Source organism: Mammaliicoccus sp. J-M41 (genome assembly GCF_022385935.1).
Taxonomy (GTDB): Bacteria; Bacillota; Bacilli; order Staphylococcales; family Staphylococcaceae; genus Mammaliicoccus; species Mammaliicoccus sciuri_A.
The window spans coordinates 24,896-43,257 of record NZ_JAJNIR010000005.1; the positions used below are offsets into that span (position 1 = coordinate 24,896).

20 protein-coding genes are annotated in these 18,362 nt (G+C 30.9%); 16 read left to right on the plus strand and 4 right to left on the minus strand.

The window, feature by feature from the left end:
* Window positions 1-162: 162 nt before the first annotated feature.
* The gene (locus LQ686_RS03205; protein ID WP_107618011.1) at window positions 163-1,863 is read right to left on the minus strand and encodes a M3 family oligoendopeptidase; all 1,701 of its coding nucleotides are present in this window, start codon (window positions 1,861-1,863) and stop codon (window positions 163-165) included.
* Between the two features lie 113 nt (window positions 1,864-1,976).
* Between LQ686_RS03205 and LQ686_RS03210 the strand changes: the two genes are divergently transcribed.
* The gene (locus LQ686_RS03210) at window positions 1,977-3,404 is read left to right on the plus strand and encodes a phosphate--AMP phosphotransferase (RefSeq protein ID WP_107590630.1); all 1,428 of its coding nucleotides are present in this window, start codon (window positions 1,977-1,979) and stop codon (window positions 3,402-3,404) included.
* Between the two features lie 161 nt (window positions 3,405-3,565).
* Here LQ686_RS03210 and mroQ read toward each other — a convergent pair whose 3' ends face one another.
* Complete coding sequence (mroQ, locus tag LQ686_RS03215; protein WP_025905067.1) at window positions 3,566-4,336, minus strand: intramembrane glutamic endopeptidase MroQ; 771 nt, start codon at window positions 4,334-4,336, stop codon at window positions 3,566-3,568.
* A gap of 173 nt (window positions 4,337-4,509) precedes the next feature.
* Here mroQ and groES point away from each other — a divergent pair, with 173 nt between their 5' ends.
* The 3 genes from groES (at window position 4,510) to LQ686_RS03230 (ending at window position 7,156) form a co-directional block, all read left to right on the plus strand.
* On the plus strand, window positions 4,510-4,794 hold the full coding sequence (gene groES / locus LQ686_RS03220; RefSeq protein WP_025905068.1) for a co-chaperone GroES: 285 nt from the start codon (window positions 4,510-4,512) through the stop codon (window positions 4,792-4,794).
* Window positions 4,795-4,837: 43 nt separating this feature from the next.
* On the plus strand, window positions 4,838-6,463 hold the full coding sequence (gene groL, locus LQ686_RS03225) for a chaperonin GroEL (RefSeq protein WP_037589599.1): 1,626 nt from the start codon (window positions 4,838-4,840) through the stop codon (window positions 6,461-6,463).
* Window positions 6,464-6,592: 129 nt separating this feature from the next.
* The gene (locus tag LQ686_RS03230) at window positions 6,593-7,156 is read left to right on the plus strand and encodes a GNAT family N-acetyltransferase (protein WP_103360834.1); all 564 of its coding nucleotides are present in this window, start codon (window positions 6,593-6,595) and stop codon (window positions 7,154-7,156) included.
* Between the two features lie 31 nt (window positions 7,157-7,187).
* On the opposite strand, the gene LQ686_RS03235 is transcribed toward LQ686_RS03230, so the two are convergent.
* Entirely contained in the window at window positions 7,188-7,706 is a 519-nt protein-coding gene (locus tag LQ686_RS03235) for a methylated-DNA--[protein]-cysteine S-methyltransferase (RefSeq protein ID WP_103360835.1), read from the minus strand.
* A 194-nt stretch (window positions 7,707-7,900) separates the two neighbouring features.
* Here LQ686_RS03235 and rsgA point away from each other — a divergent pair, with 194 nt between their 5' ends.
* A complete protein-coding gene (gene rsgA, locus LQ686_RS03240; RefSeq protein WP_103360836.1) occupies window positions 7,901-8,944 on the plus strand; it encodes a ribosome small subunit-dependent GTPase A in 1,044 nt (347 codons plus the stop codon).
* 223 nt (window positions 8,945-9,167) lie between these two features.
* Window positions 9,168-9,980 (plus strand): MetQ/NlpA family ABC transporter substrate-binding protein, encoded by an 813-nt coding sequence (locus LQ686_RS03245; RefSeq protein WP_103360837.1) that lies wholly within the window; start codon window positions 9,168-9,170, stop codon window positions 9,978-9,980.
* A 51-nt stretch (window positions 9,981-10,031) separates the two neighbouring features.
* Here the strand turns inward: LQ686_RS03245 and LQ686_RS03250 are convergent, their stop codons facing one another.
* Window positions 10,032-10,208 carry a hypothetical protein gene (locus LQ686_RS03250; protein WP_037589573.1) on the minus strand — a complete coding sequence of 59 codons (177 nt, stop codon included), beginning with the start codon at window positions 10,206-10,208 and terminating at the stop codon, window positions 10,032-10,034.
* Window positions 10,209-10,372: 164 nt separating this feature from the next.
* Here LQ686_RS03250 and LQ686_RS03255 point away from each other — a divergent pair, with 164 nt between their 5' ends.
* The 10 genes from LQ686_RS03255 (at window position 10,373) to LQ686_RS03300 (ending at window position 18,358) form a co-directional block, all read left to right on the plus strand.
* Entirely contained in the window at window positions 10,373-11,656 is a 1,284-nt protein-coding gene (locus LQ686_RS03255) for an aminotransferase class I/II-fold pyridoxal phosphate-dependent enzyme (RefSeq protein WP_103360838.1), read from the plus strand.
* 156 nt (window positions 11,657-11,812) lie between these two features.
* Window positions 11,813-12,190, plus strand: a complete 378-nt coding sequence (gene pmtR, locus LQ686_RS03260; protein WP_025905075.1) for a PSM export ABC transporter transcriptional regulator PmtR — start codon at window positions 11,813-11,815, stop codon at window positions 12,188-12,190.
* Between the two features lies 1 nt (window position 12,191).
* Window positions 12,192-13,067: a phenol-soluble modulin export ABC transporter ATP-binding protein PmtA gene (gene pmtA / locus LQ686_RS03265; protein ID WP_107565589.1), complete on the plus strand. Its 876-nt coding sequence runs from the start codon at window positions 12,192-12,194 to the stop codon at window positions 13,065-13,067.
* On the plus strand, window positions 13,068-13,724 hold the full coding sequence (locus LQ686_RS03270) for an ABC-2 transporter permease (protein ID WP_103360840.1): 657 nt from the start codon (window positions 13,068-13,070) through the stop codon (window positions 13,722-13,724).
* Window positions 13,721-14,386, plus strand: coding sequence for a phenol-soluble modulin export ABC transporter permease subunit PmtB (gene pmtB / locus LQ686_RS03275; protein ID WP_107590629.1), 666 nt, complete (start codon window positions 13,721-13,723; stop codon window positions 14,384-14,386). Before LQ686_RS03270 ends, pmtB begins: the two co-directional genes overlap by 4 nt.
* A gap of 17 nt (window positions 14,387-14,403) precedes the next feature.
* Window positions 14,404-15,276, plus strand: a complete 873-nt coding sequence (pmtC, locus tag LQ686_RS03280) for a phenol-soluble modulin export ABC transporter ATP-binding protein PmtC (RefSeq protein ID WP_107565588.1) — start codon at window positions 14,404-14,406, stop codon at window positions 15,274-15,276.
* Entirely contained in the window at window positions 15,273-16,001 is a 729-nt protein-coding gene (locus LQ686_RS03285) for an ABC transporter permease subunit (protein ID WP_103360843.1), read from the plus strand. The genes pmtC and LQ686_RS03285 overlap by 4 nt, the downstream gene beginning before the upstream one ends.
* A 61-nt stretch (window positions 16,002-16,062) precedes the next feature.
* Window positions 16,063-16,266 carry a hypothetical protein gene (locus LQ686_RS03290; RefSeq protein WP_025905081.1) on the plus strand — a complete coding sequence of 68 codons (204 nt, stop codon included), beginning with the start codon at window positions 16,063-16,065 and terminating at the stop codon, window positions 16,264-16,266.
* A gap of 51 nt (window positions 16,267-16,317) precedes the next feature.
* The gene (locus tag LQ686_RS03295) at window positions 16,318-17,508 is read left to right on the plus strand and encodes an amidohydrolase (protein WP_239733164.1); all 1,191 of its coding nucleotides are present in this window, start codon (window positions 16,318-16,320) and stop codon (window positions 17,506-17,508) included.
* A 142-nt stretch (window positions 17,509-17,650) separates the two neighbouring features.
* The gene (locus tag LQ686_RS03300) at window positions 17,651-18,358 is read left to right on the plus strand and encodes a GntR family transcriptional regulator (RefSeq protein ID WP_025905083.1); all 708 of its coding nucleotides are present in this window, start codon (window positions 17,651-17,653) and stop codon (window positions 18,356-18,358) included.
* Window positions 18,359-18,362: the final 4 nt, after the last annotated feature.

Below are 18,362 nucleotides of genomic sequence, written 5' to 3' on the forward strand. Positions count from 1 at the left end.
GCAACATAGAACTCCTGTATGTTGCAAGACCCACCAAACAAGCAACATAGAACCTCACACTAATATTGATTTTTCCAAATAAAAGAGACTGGCATATAATGTAATGTCTCAGTCTCTTCTAGTATCTTGGGAGTAAACTTCTGTCTCGCACCAACTTTTTTATTAAAATTCACTTTGATCAATATTCTGTGTTGCTTTGTATAATGTTTCTATAATGGATTTTACAGTACCTTCTTCAAATGGAGATTGTAACTGAACAGATGCCATAATATCAATAAATGATTGTGAACCGCCAATTTGACATATTTTCAAGTAATCAGACCATGCTTGTTCTGGATCAGCTTCTTGTTTAATGAAAAATTGCATTGCACAAATTGTCGCTAATGTATAATCAATATAATAAAATGGTGATGCAAAAATATGACCTTGTCTATGCCAGAATGCACCATTTTCAAGATGTTGAATATTGTCATAGTCTACACTTGGGAAGTATTTATTTTCTAAATCTGACCAAGCTTTTCTACGTTCTTCTGAAGATATGTCTGGGTTCTCATAAACAAAGTGTTGGAATTCATCCACTGCTACACCGTACGGTAAGAATTTAATATTGTCTTCTAAGTGTGCTAGTTTAAATTTATCCGTATCTTTTTTGAAAAATAATGGCATCCATGGATAAGTTAAATATTCCATGCTCATTGAATGAATTTCACATGCCTCTGAAGTAGGGAAGTAATATTCGGGTACAGAATACTTCAAGCTTTCATATACTTGGAAAGCATGTCCGGCTTCATGGGTCATAACTTCAATATCACCTTGTGTGCCATTAAAGTTGGCAAAGATGAATGGTGATTTAAAATCATTAATGATTGTACAATATCCACCACTTTCTTTTCCTTTTTTAGCTTCTAAATCAAATAATTGTTTATCAATCATAAAATCTATAAAATGACCAGTTTCTTTAGAACGTTCATGGTACATTTTTTTAGCATTTTTCACGATTTCTTCTGTAGATATTTGTGGTTTAGGCGATCCAGTTTTAAAAGTGAAATTATTATCGGAAGCTTTTAAACTGTCAACGCCAATACGTTTCGCATGCTGAGATTTGATGTCTTCAGTAATAGGTACGACATGTTCTTTAACTTGCTCTCTAAAAATTTTTACATCATTTGCGTCGTAACCAATTCTTTGCATTCTATCATAGCCTAGTTGAACAAAGTTCTCGTATCCTAATTTTAGAGCTATTTCATGTCTTGTTTTTACAAGATCATCATAAATACGATCTAAATCCTCTAGATGATCTGCAAAAAACTGTTCTCTAGCTTTAAAAGCATCTTTTCTAATTTCTCTATCTTCGTTGATTAAGTACTTACTGAATTGTGATAAGTTCAAATGTTCACCGTTATAGTCAATATCTGCTGAAGCAATTAATTTATCATATTCGCTTACTAATTTATTTTCTTTAACAAGTAAGTCATTAATAGAAGGATTATATGTATTGAGAGCAACTTCTGCTAAAGAAAATAGTTGTTGTCCAAAATGCGCAATTAAATCATTTTTAAATTTAGATTTTAATAAAGATTGATAGAATAAATGGTCTAAATATTGTATTTTAGGCATTGTTTCATCAAAGAAATCTCTTTCTTTATTATAATATTCATCATTTGTATCGATAGATGCTCTTATGTAAGCTAAGTTATAATGCGTATCAGTATGGTTTCTAATTTTATTAATTTCATTAATCGCCTCAATTGCTTGATCGACCGTTTCTGCATTATCTAATTCATTTAATAATGATTTGGTTTGCTTTTCTTTTTCTTCAATATTGATTTGTTCATATTGATAATCTTTAAAAGTTAACGTCATGTTAAAACCTCCCTTAATAAATTTATTATAACATTTCTTTGTTTTAATTTTATTGAAAATTGCGAAAATAAAGGTGGAAGCATATAATATGAAATGAAAAGAGGTGTATATAAATGACTAAAAATAATGAACAATTATCTTTAGATGTAGCAACATTAACGAGGAAGACAAAAGAACTTGGAATTCCTATCATGATTGTATTTGAAGGTGTTCCCGCATCAGGTAAGACGAGACTATCAAATGAACTTCTGTTAACACTTGATGCTAAATACACACACTTTGTACCGATGAAATCACCTTCAGAAGACGATCTAAGATATCAATTTTTACAGAAGTATTGGAACAGTTTACCTTCAAAAGGTGATATCAATATTTATTTTAGAAGTTGGTATGCATATTATATAGAATATCAAGCAAACAAAATAAAACATTCTATATACAACAAATATCATGCATTACGAAGACAAATCCAAGACTTTGAATCGATGGTCCAAGATGATGGCTATGAAATTATTAAGTTTTATATTGAGATTAGCGATAAGAAGAGAAAAGAACATTTAAAAGAAATGAAAGAAAATCCATTAACAAGTTGGAAAGCACAAGAATATGAAACTGCCATTAATGATGACGTATATCATAAAGAAATGCATAAAATACTTAAAGCATCGCCTGATGAATGGGAAATCATTGATTATACGGAGAGAGAAGAAGCTATCAATTTGATGTATAAACATATCATCAATCGTTTGAACAAAGCGATTAAACTACATAAACAGAAAGACAAAGTAATTGATGGCGATTTTACGGAAGATTTTAAAACAGACCTATTTGAGCAATCAATAGATAAAGTAAATAAAAAGACTTATAAATCTCTTATAGGTGACTTACAAGATAGACTGAAGGAATTGCAATTTGCATTATACGAAAGAAAAATTCCGTTAATATTAGTATACGAAGGCATGGATGCAGCCGGTAAAGGTGGCAATATTAAAAGAGTTAGAGAAAAATTAGATCCAACCGGTTATGAAGTAAATGCAATAAGTGCCCCAACAGATGTTGAGTTGAATCATCATTACTTATGGAGATTTGCTAAAGATATGCCAAGAAGCGGCCACATTGAAATATTCGATAGAAGTTGGTACGGAAGAGTATTAGTCGAAAGAGTAGAAGGATTTGCTACTAAGAAAGAATGGAAACGTGCCTATGAAGAAATTAATCAATTTGAGAAAATGTGGACAGACGAAGGTGCAATTATTCTAAAATTCTTCTTAACTTTAGATAAAGATGAACAATTAAGAAGATTTAAAGAACGAGAAGAAACACCAGAAAAACAATGGAAAATCACAGACGAAGATTGGCGAAATAGAGAAAAATGGGATCAATATATCGAAGCAAGTCATGATATGATTAAATTCACAAACACAGATCATGCACCATGGCTTGTCGTACCAGCTGACAATAAAAAATCAGCTAGAATAGAAGTTATCAAATACATTATTAAAAAATGTGAAGAAGTATTATGGGGCGTCAAACAATATTAGAATATGTTAGGGACAGAATTCCGAGAAATGTCCGTAAGAGTGACCCGCTTAACTACCACAATTCGAAATAATGGAAGTTAGCCGCCCTCCAAATACAAAAAAATAAGCATATCACTTAAGACTGAGTTCATCAGTTCGGTGATATGCTTATTTATTTACACTTAGCTATACATGCTCAAGATTGTATGATATATCAGTTGTGAAATTTGAGATTGTTTCTCTAATTGTTCGTTTACTTGATCTTTAAATACAATTTGTCCTAAAACAACAATACCGTTCATTCCCATATGTGCAACCATTGGTACGATGATACGTTTCGTTAATACATAAAGGCCGCTAAATACAGTTCCCATTACAACATATATTAATGTATGTTCTGGATCTGAATGTGCTAATGAGAAGATAAATGAACTAACTAATACTGCTACGATAAAGCTTAACCACTTAGGTGCTTTGATCATATTGTATATCTCTCCGAAAATTAATTTACGGAATATTAATTCTTCTAATATTGGACCAGCTAATACGATATAAACGATTAATATATGTGATTGTTGTGCAATCTTCATGAGATTTTGAGTATTGCCACTTTCTACTGGTTGATTAAATATATATGTATTAATCAAAGCGGCGATGATTTGTCCAAGCATGGCCATTATAATACCTGCAACACACCAGAAAATCACGTATACCCATGGTTCTTTCTTCTGTTGTTCTAATCGAGTTGGATTTTTAATATTTGAGTTCATATACCATAATAATAAAACAGTAATGATAGCTGTTGTTGCCATCCAAGTTAAGCTGATTTCTAATCTTGTGACTTTAGATAATCCTGAATCAGCGTATAAACTATTTGGAATAATTGCGATTGTTTGTACAACACCAAATAGTAATAGGGTAGCAATATTAACAGTTAATCGATTAAATTGCATTTTCAATTCCTCCAAAAATAAACATGTAAACATTGTACCTTATTTAGCAGAAAAAGAGAAAAATTTAAGTTATATTGCTTGTAATTTTGACCAAATTTGATTATTATAAAAATGTAGTTAGCACTTAAGTATAAAGAGTGCTAACATTATTAGCGCCAAGGAGGATTTTATAAATGTTAAAACCATTGGGAGATAGAATTATTATTGAGAAAACAGAAACAGAACAAACTACAGCTAGCGGGATTGTATTGACAGATTCAGCTAAAGAATCGTCTAACGAAGGAAAAGTTGTTGCTGTTGGACCAGGTAAGCGTCTAGAAGATGGTACAAGACTTACTGTAGATGTTGCTGTAGGTGATCAAGTTGTATATCAACAATACGCAGGAACAGAAGTTAAACGTGATAAAGAAACATATATTATCCTTTCAGAAGATGACATTTTAGCAGTTATTGAATAATTTAGATAATATTTTTGAAGATATTTTATGGAGGTTTTTATAAATGGCTAAAGAACTAAAATTTTCAGAAGACGCTAGACGTTCTATGCTTGCTGGTGTTGATAAATTAGCAAATGCAGTTAAAGTAACTTTAGGACCTAAAGGACGTAACGTCGTTTTAGATAAAAAATTCACTTCACCATTAATCACAAATGATGGTGTTACAATCGCTAAAGAAATTGAATTACAAGATCCATATGAGAATATGGGTGCTAAATTAGTTGCAGAAGTTGCGAACCAAACAAATGATGTTGCAGGTGACGGTACAACTACAGCAACTGTCTTAGCTCAAGCGATGATTCAAGAAGGTTTAAAAAACGTAACTAGTGGTGCAAATCCAGTTGGTATTCGTGAAGGTATTGATAAAGCAGTTAAAGTAGCTTTAGAAGAATTACACAATATCTCACAACCAGTTGAGAAAAAAGAAGAAATTGCACAAGTTGGTTCTATTTCTGCTGCTGATGAAGAAATTGGTAAATTTATTTCAGAAGCAATGGAAAAAGTAGGTAATGACGGTGTTATTACAATTGAAGAATCTAAAGGATTCAGCACAGAATTAGAAGTTGTTGAAGGTATGCAATTTGATAGAGGATATACTTCTCCATACATGGTGACAGATTCAGACAAAATGACTGCTGAATTAGAAAATCCTTACATTTTAATTACAGATAAGAAGATTTCTTCATTCCAAGATATTTTACCTATCTTAGAAAAAATCTTACAAACAAATAGACCAATTTTAATTGTTGCTGACGATGTTGATGGCGATGCATTAACAAACTTAGTATTAAACAGATTACGTGGTACATTCACAGCAGTAGCAGTTAAAGCGCCTGGATTTGGTGACCGTCGTAAAGCAATGTTAGATGACTTAGCAATCTTAACTGGTGGTCAAGTGATTACTGATGACTTAGGTCTAGACTTAAAAGAAACAACTCTAGATATGCTTGGTGAAGCAGGTAAAGTTCAAGTTACTAAAGACGACACTACAATTGTTGAAGGTCAAGGTGACTCAGTAAACATCGACGCTCGTGTTGGTCAAATTAAAGCTCAAATTGAAGAAACAACTTCAGACTTTGATCGTACGAAATTACAAGAACGATTAGCTAAATTAGCAGGTGGCGTTGCAGTTATCAAAGTAGGTGCTGCAACTGAAACAGAATTAAAAGAACGTAAATTAAGAATTGAAGATGCTTTAAACTCTACACGCGCTGCAGTTGAAGAAGGTATTGTAGCAGGTGGTGGTACAGCATTAGTATCTATTTATAATAAAGTAGCTGAAGTTGAAGCAAAAGGCGATGTACAAACTGGTGTGAACATTGTGTTGAAAGCTCTTGAAGCACCATTACGTCAAATCGTTGAAAATGCTGGTTTAGAAGGCTCAATTATAGTTGAAAAACTTAAAAACGCTGACGAAGGTATTGGTTACAATGCAGCAACAGACGAATGGGTAAATATGTTAGATGCAGGTATTGTCGATCCAACAAAAGTTACACGTTCAGCATTACAAAATGCAGCATCTGTAGCAGCAATGTTCTTAACTACTGAAGCAGTAGTAGCAGACATTCCAGAAGAAGAACCAGCAGCACCAGATATGGGCGGCATGGGCGGAATGCCAGGTATGATGTAATTCGGTGAATATAACCGACATTACTAGCTAAGAGATATGTATAATCCCCTTTCTAAATGGTATTAAACCATATGGAAAGGGGATTTTTATGTTAAAATGAATCTAATTTGTATTAAAGGAGTAGAAAATATGATTAGACCTGCTGTTAAAGAAGATGCGAAAAAATTAAGTGAGTTAATGTTTATGATTTGGCATGATATGGAGCTACCTTTAGTTGTTCAAAATGATAAAGAAACTGTTTTAAGATTACTTGAACAAGCGAGTGTTGAAAGTGAATATAGAAACCATTATAAACATAGTCAGGTATTTGAAATTGATGGAAAAGTAGCAGGCTTTCTTAATTGCTATAGTGGTACTGACGAAAAACAACTTGAAGAAAATTGGCACAATATTGAATTTAAAGATTCATTTAAATTAGAAGGAACGCCGTTACCTGAACAAGAAGCGGATAATGGTGATTTATATATTGATTCAGTTGCGGTCTTTTCAGAATATAGGGGTAGAGGTATTGCCTCTAAACTTATAGAAGATGCATTTGTACGAGCTAAAGAAAGAGGATTTAAACAAGTATCATTAAATTGTGAATTTGATAATGAAGGTGCAATGAAACTATATGAGAAATTAGGATTCAAACCATCATATGATCGAAAACTAAGTGGACATGACTACAAATATATGATTAAACATTTATAATAAACTAAAAAAGTAACATCGGTTGATAATATTAGCCGATGTTACTTTTATTTTTTTCAATATCAAGCAAGATTTCTTTTCGTTCTATGCCACTAGAATAACCACCAATTGAACCATCGGCAGCTATCACACGGTGACAAGGTACAAGAATCGTTATAAAGTTCTTACCATTTGCATTTGCGACAGCACGAAAAGCAGTAGGTTTACCAATATTCTCAGCTAACTGCTTATAAGATATCGTTTCGCCAAATGGAATATCACATAAAGCACGCCACACTTTTTGTTGAAAAGGTGTACCAAAATTAAAATGGATAGGTGTTGTAAAAGTAGAAAGATTACCTTCAAAATAAAGATTTAATTCCTCTTCAAGTTTATCTAAAACATGATTACTTTCATCATTAATTTCTGAATTAAGTTGTTTACGTACAATTTGTAATTCCTCTTCTAACGAAGGCTTATTCGTAAAATGTAGCATTAATAAATACTCATTATTAGCAATTGCTAACATTTCACCAGCATTCGTTTGAATTAACTTTTGATATAAAGCCATAATCATCACTCCTAATGAGAGTTTAACATATAGACAACTCATACTTTATGAATTTGAATAAAAATATATGTTCATATACAATTATGGTAATAAGTTTGAAAGGGTGATGTATTATGATGGCTTTAAATCAATTGTTTCTTGTTAACTTAAGTATGGGTGGCCATAATTCCTAATTTATATAAATGGGGAGTTAAATGAAAATAGAACAATTAGGTATTAAAGAAGAACAATTATCATATTATAAGAATAATTTTAGTGATGAATTTAAAATTGGAAGAATATCTTTCGTCTCTAAAAATCATTTTAAAGTCATAACAACCACAAGTCAGTATAAAGCAGAAATTACACAAAAATTAGTTAATCAAAATTTGATACCTGCTATAGGAGACTGGGTTGTCGTTAATGAACTAGATGATTTTAAATTGATAATTGATATATTACCAAGAACTAGTGAGCTAAAACGTCAATCTAAAAAACATGAATCACTTGACCAATATATAGCAACGAATATTGATGAAGTGTTTATTGTAATGGGACTAGATGGCGACTTTAATTTAAACAGGTTAGAAAGATACGTGATTCAAATTAAAGAAAGTGGTGCATTATCTGTTATCATATTGAATAAGATGGATACTGCTCACGATTATAAAGAAAAAGTTCAATTAGTTAGTAGAAGATTAAGTAATGTCCCAATTATCACAACTAGTGTGCTTGAAAATATTAATATGGATCAAATTACGAAAAGGTTCTATAAAGGTATGACAGCAACACTAGTAGGTTCGTCGGGTGTCGGAAAATCGAGTATAGCGAACTATTTAGTTGGCAAAGATATTTTAAAAACTCATTCAACAAGAGAAGATGACCAAAAAGGGAGACATACAACAACTCATAGAGGTTTGTATTTGATTCAGCCTAACGGTGTAATAATTGATACACCTGGAATGAGAAGCTTAGGTCTTTCAGTGGATAAAGATAATATAATAGACAGTTTTGAAGATATTAAATTACTCTCACAAAACTGTAAGTTTAGTGATTGTACACATGAAACTGAACCTGGATGTAAAGTTCAAGAAGCTTTAAAAAATGGTGATTTAGATATAAGTCAATATAACAACTATCTAAAACTTAAAAAAGAAATTGCTTATAACAACTCGAAAGCATCTAAAAAAGCGACAGCTGAAAAGAAAAAACAATGGAAATCATTAACTAAAATGAATAGAAATAAACCAAAATATTAAACGAACTATTAAACAGAATTCTTCAATAGAAGAGTTCTGTTTTTTCTATGTTATAGGTACAGTCATTTCACCAGCATTCGTTTGAATTAACTTTTGATATAAAGCCATAATCATCACTCCTAAAGAAAGTTTAACATATAAAAATTTGATTGACTTTAGATTACTAAATGATAATATAATAATTAAACAGATGAGTTTAGTAGGAATTGAGGGAGATGTTTTTATGAAGAGATACATATTTTTAGCTTTGACACTTATTTTATCAGTTGTGCTAGCGGCTTGTGGAAATAATGATGACAAAGAAAAGAAGGAAATTACAATTGCTACATCACCGGGACCTTATAGTGAGTTGTTTTTGAAAGGTATTAAACCTGAATTAGAGAAGAAAGGTTATACTGTTAAAGATAAAGACTTCACTGAATTACTACAAGCTGATGTTGCTTTGCAAGAAGGTAGTGTGGATGTTAACGTTGATCAACATAAAGCGTATATGGATACATTTAATAAGGAAAGAGATGCAGATTTAACAAATATTACTAAAATACCAACAGTACCTGCACAAATATTCTCTAATAAAAATAAAAATCTTAAAGGTATTAAAGAAGGAGATACAATTGCGATACCACAAGATCCATCAAATGCAGCAAGAGCTTATCGTTTATTAGAAAAAGCAGGATGGATTAAATTAAATGCAGATAAGAATGATATTAAAATCACGAAGAAAAATATTTCTGATAATCCAATGAATCTTAACATCAAAACGATGGATTCTGCTAATATTCCTAGAATTTTAGACGAAGTTGATTATGCAGTTATACCAGGTTCAATTGTTTACGCTTCGAAAGTTGATCCAGCCAAAGGACTTCTAAAAGAAGATTTAGTAGAAGATTTATATTTACAAGTTGTTGTAGATAGTAAAAATAAAGATGCTAAATGGGTTAAAGATATAAAAGAGGCATATCAATCAAAAGGATTTAAGAAAGTATTAGATAAAGAAAATAAAGATGATTATTGGAAAATACCAAAGCAATCATAATATAAATATAGAGACTGGGACATTACCTTATGTTCCAGTCTCTATATTTTTTTACTTCTTTCTATTAGCTTTTTTGCGGTCGCCATTTCTACTTATAAATGCGGCTATTAAAAATAATATTGAAGCGAATGTAAATTGAATGCCTGAGTTGCCGCTTATTTGAATGCCTATTCCAATAATTAAGCAGATTATAGCTAAACCGACAAGAACTTTTGTAATTGTAGACATATGTTTTGCTCCTTTGCTTTATTTATTATATCAATTATTTCTTTGTTATCCAAAAAGGGATGATTTTCTAAAATTAAATGATGAAATTTAGTGAACACACTTTTAATTTTCATAATTCTCGTCTAGTATAGAAGTATCATAACAATGAAAGAGGATGACTTTCTATGAACCCACTAGCATTAGAATTAAATGAACAACTGAAAAAAGAATATCCTGTTGTATTAGATATGCTTTCCGATTTAGGTAAATCTATTTATTATCCAAAGGGTATTTTATCACAATCTGGAGAAGCAAAAGGTACAAAGTATAATGCAACAATCGGTATGGCAACTACTGATGAAGGTATTATGTACACAGATGCTTTATATAATCAATTTGGTGACCAAGATCCAAGTGATATATTCCCATATGCACCGCCACAAGGTGATGAACGTTTACGTACATTATGGCAACAGAAAATTTTAAAAGACAATCCTGATTTAAGTGCTGATGATATTTCTAAACCAGTCGTAACAAATGCATTAACACACGGATTATCTTTAGCTGGAGACTTATTTGTAGATGCCCAAGATACAATTTTATTACCTGAACATAACTGGGGTAACTATAAATTAGCTTTTGGTGTAAGACATAGTGCTAACATTGAAACTTACAAAGCTTTTGAAGAAGATGGCAGTTACACTTTAGAATATTTCAAACATGCTTTAGAACAATATAATAAAGAAAAAGTTATTCTCGTGTTAAACTTCCCAAATAACCCAACTGGTTATACACCAGTAGTTGAAGAAGTTAAAGAAATGGTTGAAGCTATTAAACAATTAGCTGATAAAGGTACGCAAGTCATTACATTAGTGGATGATGCTTATTATGGATTGTTCTTTGAAGATGTTTATAAACAATCTGTATTTACAGCATTAACAGCGTTAAATCACGAAAATATTATGCCGGTTAAAATTGATGGCGCAACTAAAGAATACTTCTCATGGGGCTTCCGTGTTGGTTTCTTAACATTTGGTAGTCAAAATGATGTTGTTAAAGATGTATTAGTTGCTAAATTAAAAGGTTTAATTAGAAGTAACTTATCAAGTTGTTCTTTACCTAGCCAAACTGCAATTATTCATGCAATGGAAGATCCTTCTTTCCAAGATCAAGTTGATCATAACGTGAATATTCTAAAAGAAAGATATGAAGTAACGAAAGAAGTCGCATATCGTGATGAATTTAAATCATTATGGACGCCATATGCATTTAATTCAGGTTACTTTATGGCACTTAAAGTGTTAGATGTAGACCCTGAGCAATTGAGATTACATTTAATTGATAAGTATAGTATCGGTATTATTGCTTTAAATAAAACTGATATTCGTATTGCATTTAGCTGTATTGAAAAATCTGATATAGAACATGTATTTGAATCTATCGCTAAAGCAATCAATGACTTAAAATAATAAAATTAATCAGAGTGTGTATATACAATGTGTATACACACTCTGTTTTTTTATGCCTAAAAACGTTGATTTATAAGCTTTCTATTAAATGAGTTTGACAAATATGTATATAGTGTATATACTGTTTATACACAGTTAGAGAGAGGGAGGTTAAACATGAAGATTCTACTTCAAAATAATAGTAATCAGCCTATTTATGAACAGATTAAAGAACAAATCAAAGCACAAATATTACAAGGTAAAGTAGAACCGGGTGCTTCATTACCTTCTATGAGAGAGTTAGCAAGTGATTTAGGTGTCAGTTTAATAACAACTAAACGTGCATATGTTGATTTAGAACAAGAGCAATTTGTCACGACCATAAGAGGGAAAGGTACTTTTGTAAAATCACAAGATCCCTCAATCATGAAAGAAAAACAATTTATTGTTATAGAGGATTTAGCAAGAGATTTAACTAAACAAGCAAAGTTAATCGGAATGGATGTTAAAGAACTCAATGAAATCGTTAATTTGATTTATGAGGAAGGTGAATAAAATGGACAATGCGATAGAGGTTAAAAATTTAAATTTTAATCATAAAAATCTTAAATTATCAGATGTTAACTTTGAAGTACGTAAAGGTTATGTAACAGGATTTATTGGTGCAAATGGTGCAGGTAAAACAACGATTATACGTATTATTATGGGTCTACTTAAAGAACAAAATGGAGATTTAAAAGTACTTGGAGAATATTTAAGTGAGAACCCAGTTGATATTAAAAATAAAATCGGCTTTGTCTATTCAGAATTATATATGTATGAAAACTGGAATATTAAAACAATCGAGAAAGTCGTCAGTAAATATTATAAAGAATGGGACCACGATGTATTTGAAGGTTATATTAATGAATTTAAATTACCTTATAAACAAAAGATTAAGCAATTTTCAACAGGTATGAAAATGAAATTGTCGTTAGCAATCGCATTAAGTCACCATGCTGAACTTTACATTCTAGATGAACCAACTGCAGGACTTGATCCAGTCATACGTAATGAAGTGCTTGAAATTTTACAAAGAGAATTAATAGATGAAGAAAAAACAATCTTTTTCTCTACACATATTATTTCAGATTTAGAGAAAATCGCTGATTATATTGTCTATTTGAAAAATGGATCCATTGTTATTAATGAAAGTGTAGAAGATTTAACGGATGGTTATCGAATCATCAAGGGAGACCAATCTATACTTGATGATGAATTAAGATCGTTATTAATCAGTGTGAAAGAAACGAATACAGGTTTCTCAGGATTAACAAGACAAAGTTCGGTATTTGTTGAGTTATTTGGAAATGAAGTAGTCGTTGAAACACCGTCAATAGAGGATATCATGGTAAGAATTGAGAAAGATCAATTCGATAAGGAAGTGGTATAAATGAAAGCTGTTTTCTACCGAAACTTTCAATATGAGAAAGGATACTACTTACTTTATTTAATCTGCTTCGGATTAGTATTTATAACGAAATTTACTGTGTCTTTTCAAAGTATAGAACTCATGAATGTATTAGCGGTTTATTTTGTCGCAGTTGTTTCAGTACACAGTATTAATCATGCGATATTTTTAAATAAACAAAGTAGTCAAATCTTTTATATGAGTTTACCGATTTCTAAAGTTGATATTGTAAGAGGGCATTATTTATATAACTTATTAGTAACAGGTATTTCATTTATGATGATCATGATCATAGCATTCGTAAAGCAAGACACAATATTTATACAAGCAGGGTTATTTATTATAGCAACGAACTTGTTTACGTTAAGCATTGTTTATCCAACATTTGCACATTTAAATATTAATCAATTAGGTGCTTGGATATTAGTTGCTATGTATGGGATATTCACAATGTTTTACTTTGGGATATATTCGAATCGACATTATCCATTTGCTGAGGCATTTGGTTGGAAAATATTTTTATACTATACACCAGCAATCATATTGTTAATCGTTGCAATCGTATGGTCGATTCAGTTTAGTAGAGCTATCAAACTAGCTAAACAAGATCAAATTACGGTTTATGGAGGTATAAAATGAAGGCAATCTTATATAGAAACTTAATTTTATCAAAATCATACCTATATTTAATGTTAGCTACAGCATTGTTACTACCATTAATAGTCGTATTACCTCTTAATGGATTTATTAAAATAGGTATATTAGGAATAATCGTTGTTATGATCCATATTGTGTTCTTAGTACCAATGTATTTTCTATTCAATAGAATCAATAAAAATCATTCTGAATATACATTTTTAAGTTTACCTGTTAAGCAATCAACAGTGATTAATGCTCATTATTTAACAGGATTAATATTTATTTTATTCACACAATTACTACTTGGTTTATGTACGATTGTAGCATTTTTAATACAAGAACCAGGCATGGAAGTTTCATATGACATTTCAGGCATGTGTTTAAGCATTGCAGGGAATTTGTTGACGATTAGTTTAATCTTACCATTTGCAGAGTATAAAAGATTGATCAAAATTCCTATTATATTTTGGATGATTATAGTCGGTGCAATTGTACCAAACTCAATACAGTTTATAGATTATGTGCTTAAATTATTTTCAGTACAATCGCATATATTTAAAACACATGATATGTCAATATTCTTAGGCTGTTCCATCATTCTATTTATCGTCAGTTATATCATTTCAATCAATAAAGCGCGTAAACATGCAATTACAATTTAAAGGAGAGGTGAATAATCGTGAAATTAAATAACATACAAAAGTATTACGGTAAGCAACATATCCTCAAGAATATTGACTTTGATTTTGGGGATAGCCAAATTGTCGGATTGATCGGTAAAAATGGTGTAGGTAAAACAACTTTAATGAAAATTATGAACCAGAATATTATGAAATATGAAGGGGATTTCAACAAAGAAAATAGTGACAAAGTGGGTTATTTAATAGAAAATCCTAAATTATATTTAAATAAAACAGGCTATTATAATTTAAACTTCTTTAGAAATGTATTAGGGACTAATGTTGATGATAATTATATCAATATGTTAATCGAGTCATTTGGCATTAAGCCTTATATCGACAAAAAAGTAAAAAAATATTCAATGGGTATGAAGCAGAAACTATCTATTGCAGTTGCGCTTATGAATAAACCACAATATTTGATTTTAGATGAACCAACTAACGGAATGGATCCAGACGGTTCGATTGACGTCTTAAAAACATTAGAAAAAGTAAGTAAAGATTTGAATATTAAAGTACTCATTTCAAGTCATAAGTTAGAAGATATTGAATTAATATGTGATAGAACAGTATTTATGAAAGATGGTGCAATCGTTGAAGATTATGATATGAAAGCTCAATCTAAAGACGTGACTAAATTTATTTTTGATCATTCAAACTATAATGAAGCACTTAATCTTCTTACGATGAATTACAAAGTAGTAACAAGTAATAAACAAGAATCGATTATTTCAGTAGAAGCACTGGAAGATTATCAAGAAGTGTTAAAAGCATTAAGCGCTAAAAATATTTATCCTAAGTTTATTCAAAATAATAAAACGACTTTAAGAGATCAATACTTTAATATTAACAAAGGAGTTGAAGTATCATGAATATCGCCCAACATGTAAAATATGATTTAACGAGAATATTTAAAAGTCCATTAGGCTATTTAGGATTTCTCATTTCATTGTTTCCAGGAATAGCCATCATGATTTCTGTTAAAACGTTAGATGGACCATTTGATGCACAAGTTGTATTGGCTATGTTCTTCATATTTGGTGGACTTGTATTATTAATGTTCTCTATTAGAACGATAGTACGTGATATGCAGTATGGTACGATTCAGTTGTTTTTAAATTCTAAAACAAATAGAGTGAAGTATTTATACGGTAAGTTACTATCAATTATCGGCATTGTTATTATATTTACGATTTTAGGTACGCTATTTACATTATTAGCATCAACTATAATTGATGCAGGCGAATTAAGTGTATCTGACTATTTCAAAATGTTTGGTGAATTTCTACTTATCATGCTATTTTACGGAACATTATTAAATATTCTAAATTTATTAACTGGTAAATCAGCAGTTGTTTATACTACTGCCATCATATTGATATTATTTTTACCTAACATCTTTGATGCATTGATTTTTATTCCTGAAATAGGGGAAGATTTATCAAAAATGATGAAATACAATCCTTTAGACTTTTTACCTAAAATATTGAATCAAGGTTTACTAACAATGAAAGTATCACAAATATGGATATCTGTAGCATGTATTGCTGTATTCACAGGTATCAATCATTACATGATAAGAAATAAGAATATTTAATGGTTTATCCCTCATTTCTATGTTAAATTTAACTTATTAGACATAAGAATGAGGGATATTTTTGGGTAAAAAATTTATTAAACATTATATCATTATTGGTATAATATGTATTGTTGCAAGTTTCTTTTTCCACGGTACACCTAGCTCATTAATGATCGGAGCTGGACTAGGATTTTTCCTAACAGCCGTATTAGCAAAGTTTGAAAAAGAAGATAAAGTTGATGAACATCCAGATAAATTAAAAGATAAAAATGAAAAAAAGTAGCTACTACATCTTGTGGTAGTTACTTTTTATGAAATTGAGGGGGGTGAATCTATGTTACGTAGTTTACTATTCAAAAAGCTCGAACAAAAAGAACAAGATATGATTAAGCATTATCAATATTTACATCAATATCCTGAACCGTCATTTAATGAAGTGAAGACATCACAATATATAGAAGCATTTTATGAAAATAAAGACGTCGTTATACATAATCGTATTGGTGGTAATTACGGACTGATTGTAGAGATTGAAGGCAGTTTACCGGGAAGAACAATTGCATTACGAGCAGACTTTGATGCTTTAAATATTACTGAAGATACGGGATTACCATTTAGTTCTAAAAATAAAGGCTGGATGCATGCTTGTGGGCATGATGCACATACTGCATATTTGTTAATACTTGCGGAATGTTTGATTGAACTTAAAGAGCATTTACCTGGCAAGATTATAATTATCCATCAACATGCCGAAGAGTTAGCACCAGGTGGCGCAATTGACATGATGCAGTCAGGATATTTAAATGGTGTGGACGAAATCTATGGTATTCATTTATTCCCTGATTATACACCTGATGTTATTTCATATAGGAAAGGTCCTACAATGGGTGGTCGATCATTATTTCACCTTAAAGTTAAAGGAAAAGGTGGACATGGATCAAGTCCACACCTAGCGAATGATGCAATTATGGCAGCAACTACTTTCGTAACGAATGTTCAAACCGTTGTTTCGAGAAGGTTGAATCCATTTGATATGGGTGTTGTAACGATTAGTTCATTTAATGGTTTAGGATCATTAAATGTTATCCAAGATAGTGTGGAATTAGCTGGTGATGTAAGATATATGGAAAGCCGTATAGGTCATCAAATCCATGATGAAATCGAGCAGTTAATTAGAGGATTAGAAGATACATTTAATATTCAATGTGAGTTTAAATATGAATTAGATTGTATTCCACTAGTCAATCACTATAAACAAACAGATTATTTAATAGATATTTTGGCAACGAGTCAAGGTGATTATTTTGAATCTTTAAAAGAACATGAACAATTAACGAGTTCTGAAGACTTTGCGATATATCTTGAGAAAATACCAGGTACATTTTTCTTTGTCGGATGTAAACCATATGGAATTGAGAAAGCGCATTTTAACCATAGTCCAAAATTTGTCGTAAATGAAGATGCTTTATTAACGGCGAGTAAAGCATTAGGGGAAGTTGTACTAAATCGATTATCAATAGAATAGAGTTATATATATAAGAGTTTGGGATTAAAAAAATCCTGAACTCTTTTTTTGTATTTTAAAAAATAAGCAGTAACCGTTTACAAATAATTCGAAAACGTTTACAATAACTTGTATACAAGTATACGAAGTTTGGAGGTATTTTATGAAACATCATTATCATTATCCAAGCGAATGGTTAAAGCATCGTTCAACGGGAGAGCAAGTAGCGAGTGAACTTAGACTAGCAATTATAAGTAAGATTATAGAAGAAGGCGATAAGTTAAGTGAAAATAAAATTGCTCAACAATTTGAAGTGAGTCGATCGCCAGTAAGAGATGCACTTAAACTCCTGCAACAAGATGGGCTTATATCTTTAGAACGTATGGGAGCAGTTGTTATGGGGTTATCTAAAGCTAACCAAAAAGAAATATATGATATTAGGTTAATGTTAGAGTCATTTGTATTTGAAAGATTACTCGTTGAAAATAATGAAGAAGTGATTAAACAGCTGAATAAAATATTAAAAATGATGACTGTAGCTGTTGAATTTGAAGATGCAGATGAATTCACGAGATTGGACCTACAATTCCATGAATCGATGATCACTGCTATTCACCATCAATACATTGAAATGATATGGCATAATTTAACGCCTGTTATGGAATGTTTAGTTTTAATTTCAATGAGAAAAAGAATGCAGAATGAACCTGAAGATTTTAAAAGAGTTATTCATAACCATAAAGTATATATTGAAGCGATTGAAAATAAAGACAGAAATAAAATGAAAGAAGCATTTCATTTAAATTTCGATGACGTTGATGAACAAATTGATGTCTTGTGGAATTCTCAAACTAATATAGATAGAAAGTAGGATT

What these genes read in the sequence shown, in the direction of transcription:
- groL (WP_037589599.1), top strand. Translation starts at nt 4,838, where the DNA reads ATGGCTAAAGAACTAAAATTTTCAGAAGACGCTAGACGTTCTATGCTT.
- pmtA (WP_107565589.1), top strand. Translation starts at nt 12,192, where the DNA reads ATGGACAATGCGATAGAGGTTAAAAATTTAAATTTTAATCATAAAAAT.
- LQ686_RS03300 (WP_025905083.1), top strand. Translation starts at nt 17,651, where the DNA reads ATGAAACATCATTATCATTATCCAAGCGAATGGTTAAAGCATCGTTCA.
- LQ686_RS03295 (WP_239733164.1), top strand. Translation starts at nt 16,318, where the DNA reads ATGTTACGTAGTTTACTATTCAAAAAGCTCGAACAAAAAGAACAAGAT.
- LQ686_RS03205 (WP_107618011.1), bottom strand. Translation starts at nt 1,863, where the DNA reads ATGACGTTAACTTTTAAAGATTATCAATATGAACAAATCAATATTGAA.
- LQ686_RS03210 (WP_107590630.1), top strand. Translation starts at nt 1,977, where the DNA reads ATGACTAAAAATAATGAACAATTATCTTTAGATGTAGCAACATTAACG.
- LQ686_RS03245 (WP_103360837.1), top strand. Translation starts at nt 9,168, where the DNA reads ATGAAGAGATACATATTTTTAGCTTTGACACTTATTTTATCAGTTGTG.
- rsgA (WP_103360836.1), top strand. Translation starts at nt 7,901, where the DNA reads ATGAAAATAGAACAATTAGGTATTAAAGAAGAACAATTATCATATTAT.
- LQ686_RS03255 (WP_103360838.1), top strand. Translation starts at nt 10,373, where the DNA reads ATGAACCCACTAGCATTAGAATTAAATGAACAACTGAAAAAAGAATAT.
- LQ686_RS03250 (WP_037589573.1), bottom strand. Translation starts at nt 10,208, where the DNA reads ATGTCTACAATTACAAAAGTTCTTGTCGGTTTAGCTATAATCTGCTTA.
- groES (WP_025905068.1), top strand. Translation starts at nt 4,510, where the DNA reads ATGTTAAAACCATTGGGAGATAGAATTATTATTGAGAAAACAGAAACA.
- pmtB (WP_107590629.1), top strand. Translation starts at nt 13,721, where the DNA reads ATGAAGGCAATCTTATATAGAAACTTAATTTTATCAAAATCATACCTA.
- pmtR (WP_025905075.1), top strand. Translation starts at nt 11,813, where the DNA reads ATGAAGATTCTACTTCAAAATAATAGTAATCAGCCTATTTATGAACAG.
- mroQ (WP_025905067.1), bottom strand. Translation starts at nt 4,336, where the DNA reads ATGCAATTTAATCGATTAACTGTTAATATTGCTACCCTATTACTATTT.
- LQ686_RS03270 (WP_103360840.1), top strand. Translation starts at nt 13,068, where the DNA reads ATGAAAGCTGTTTTCTACCGAAACTTTCAATATGAGAAAGGATACTAC.
- LQ686_RS03235 (WP_103360835.1), bottom strand. Translation starts at nt 7,706, where the DNA reads ATGGCTTTATATCAAAAGTTAATTCAAACGAATGCTGGTGAAATGTTA.
- LQ686_RS03285 (WP_103360843.1), top strand. Translation starts at nt 15,273, where the DNA reads ATGAATATCGCCCAACATGTAAAATATGATTTAACGAGAATATTTAAA.
- LQ686_RS03230 (WP_103360834.1), top strand. Translation starts at nt 6,593, where the DNA reads ATGATTAGACCTGCTGTTAAAGAAGATGCGAAAAAATTAAGTGAGTTA.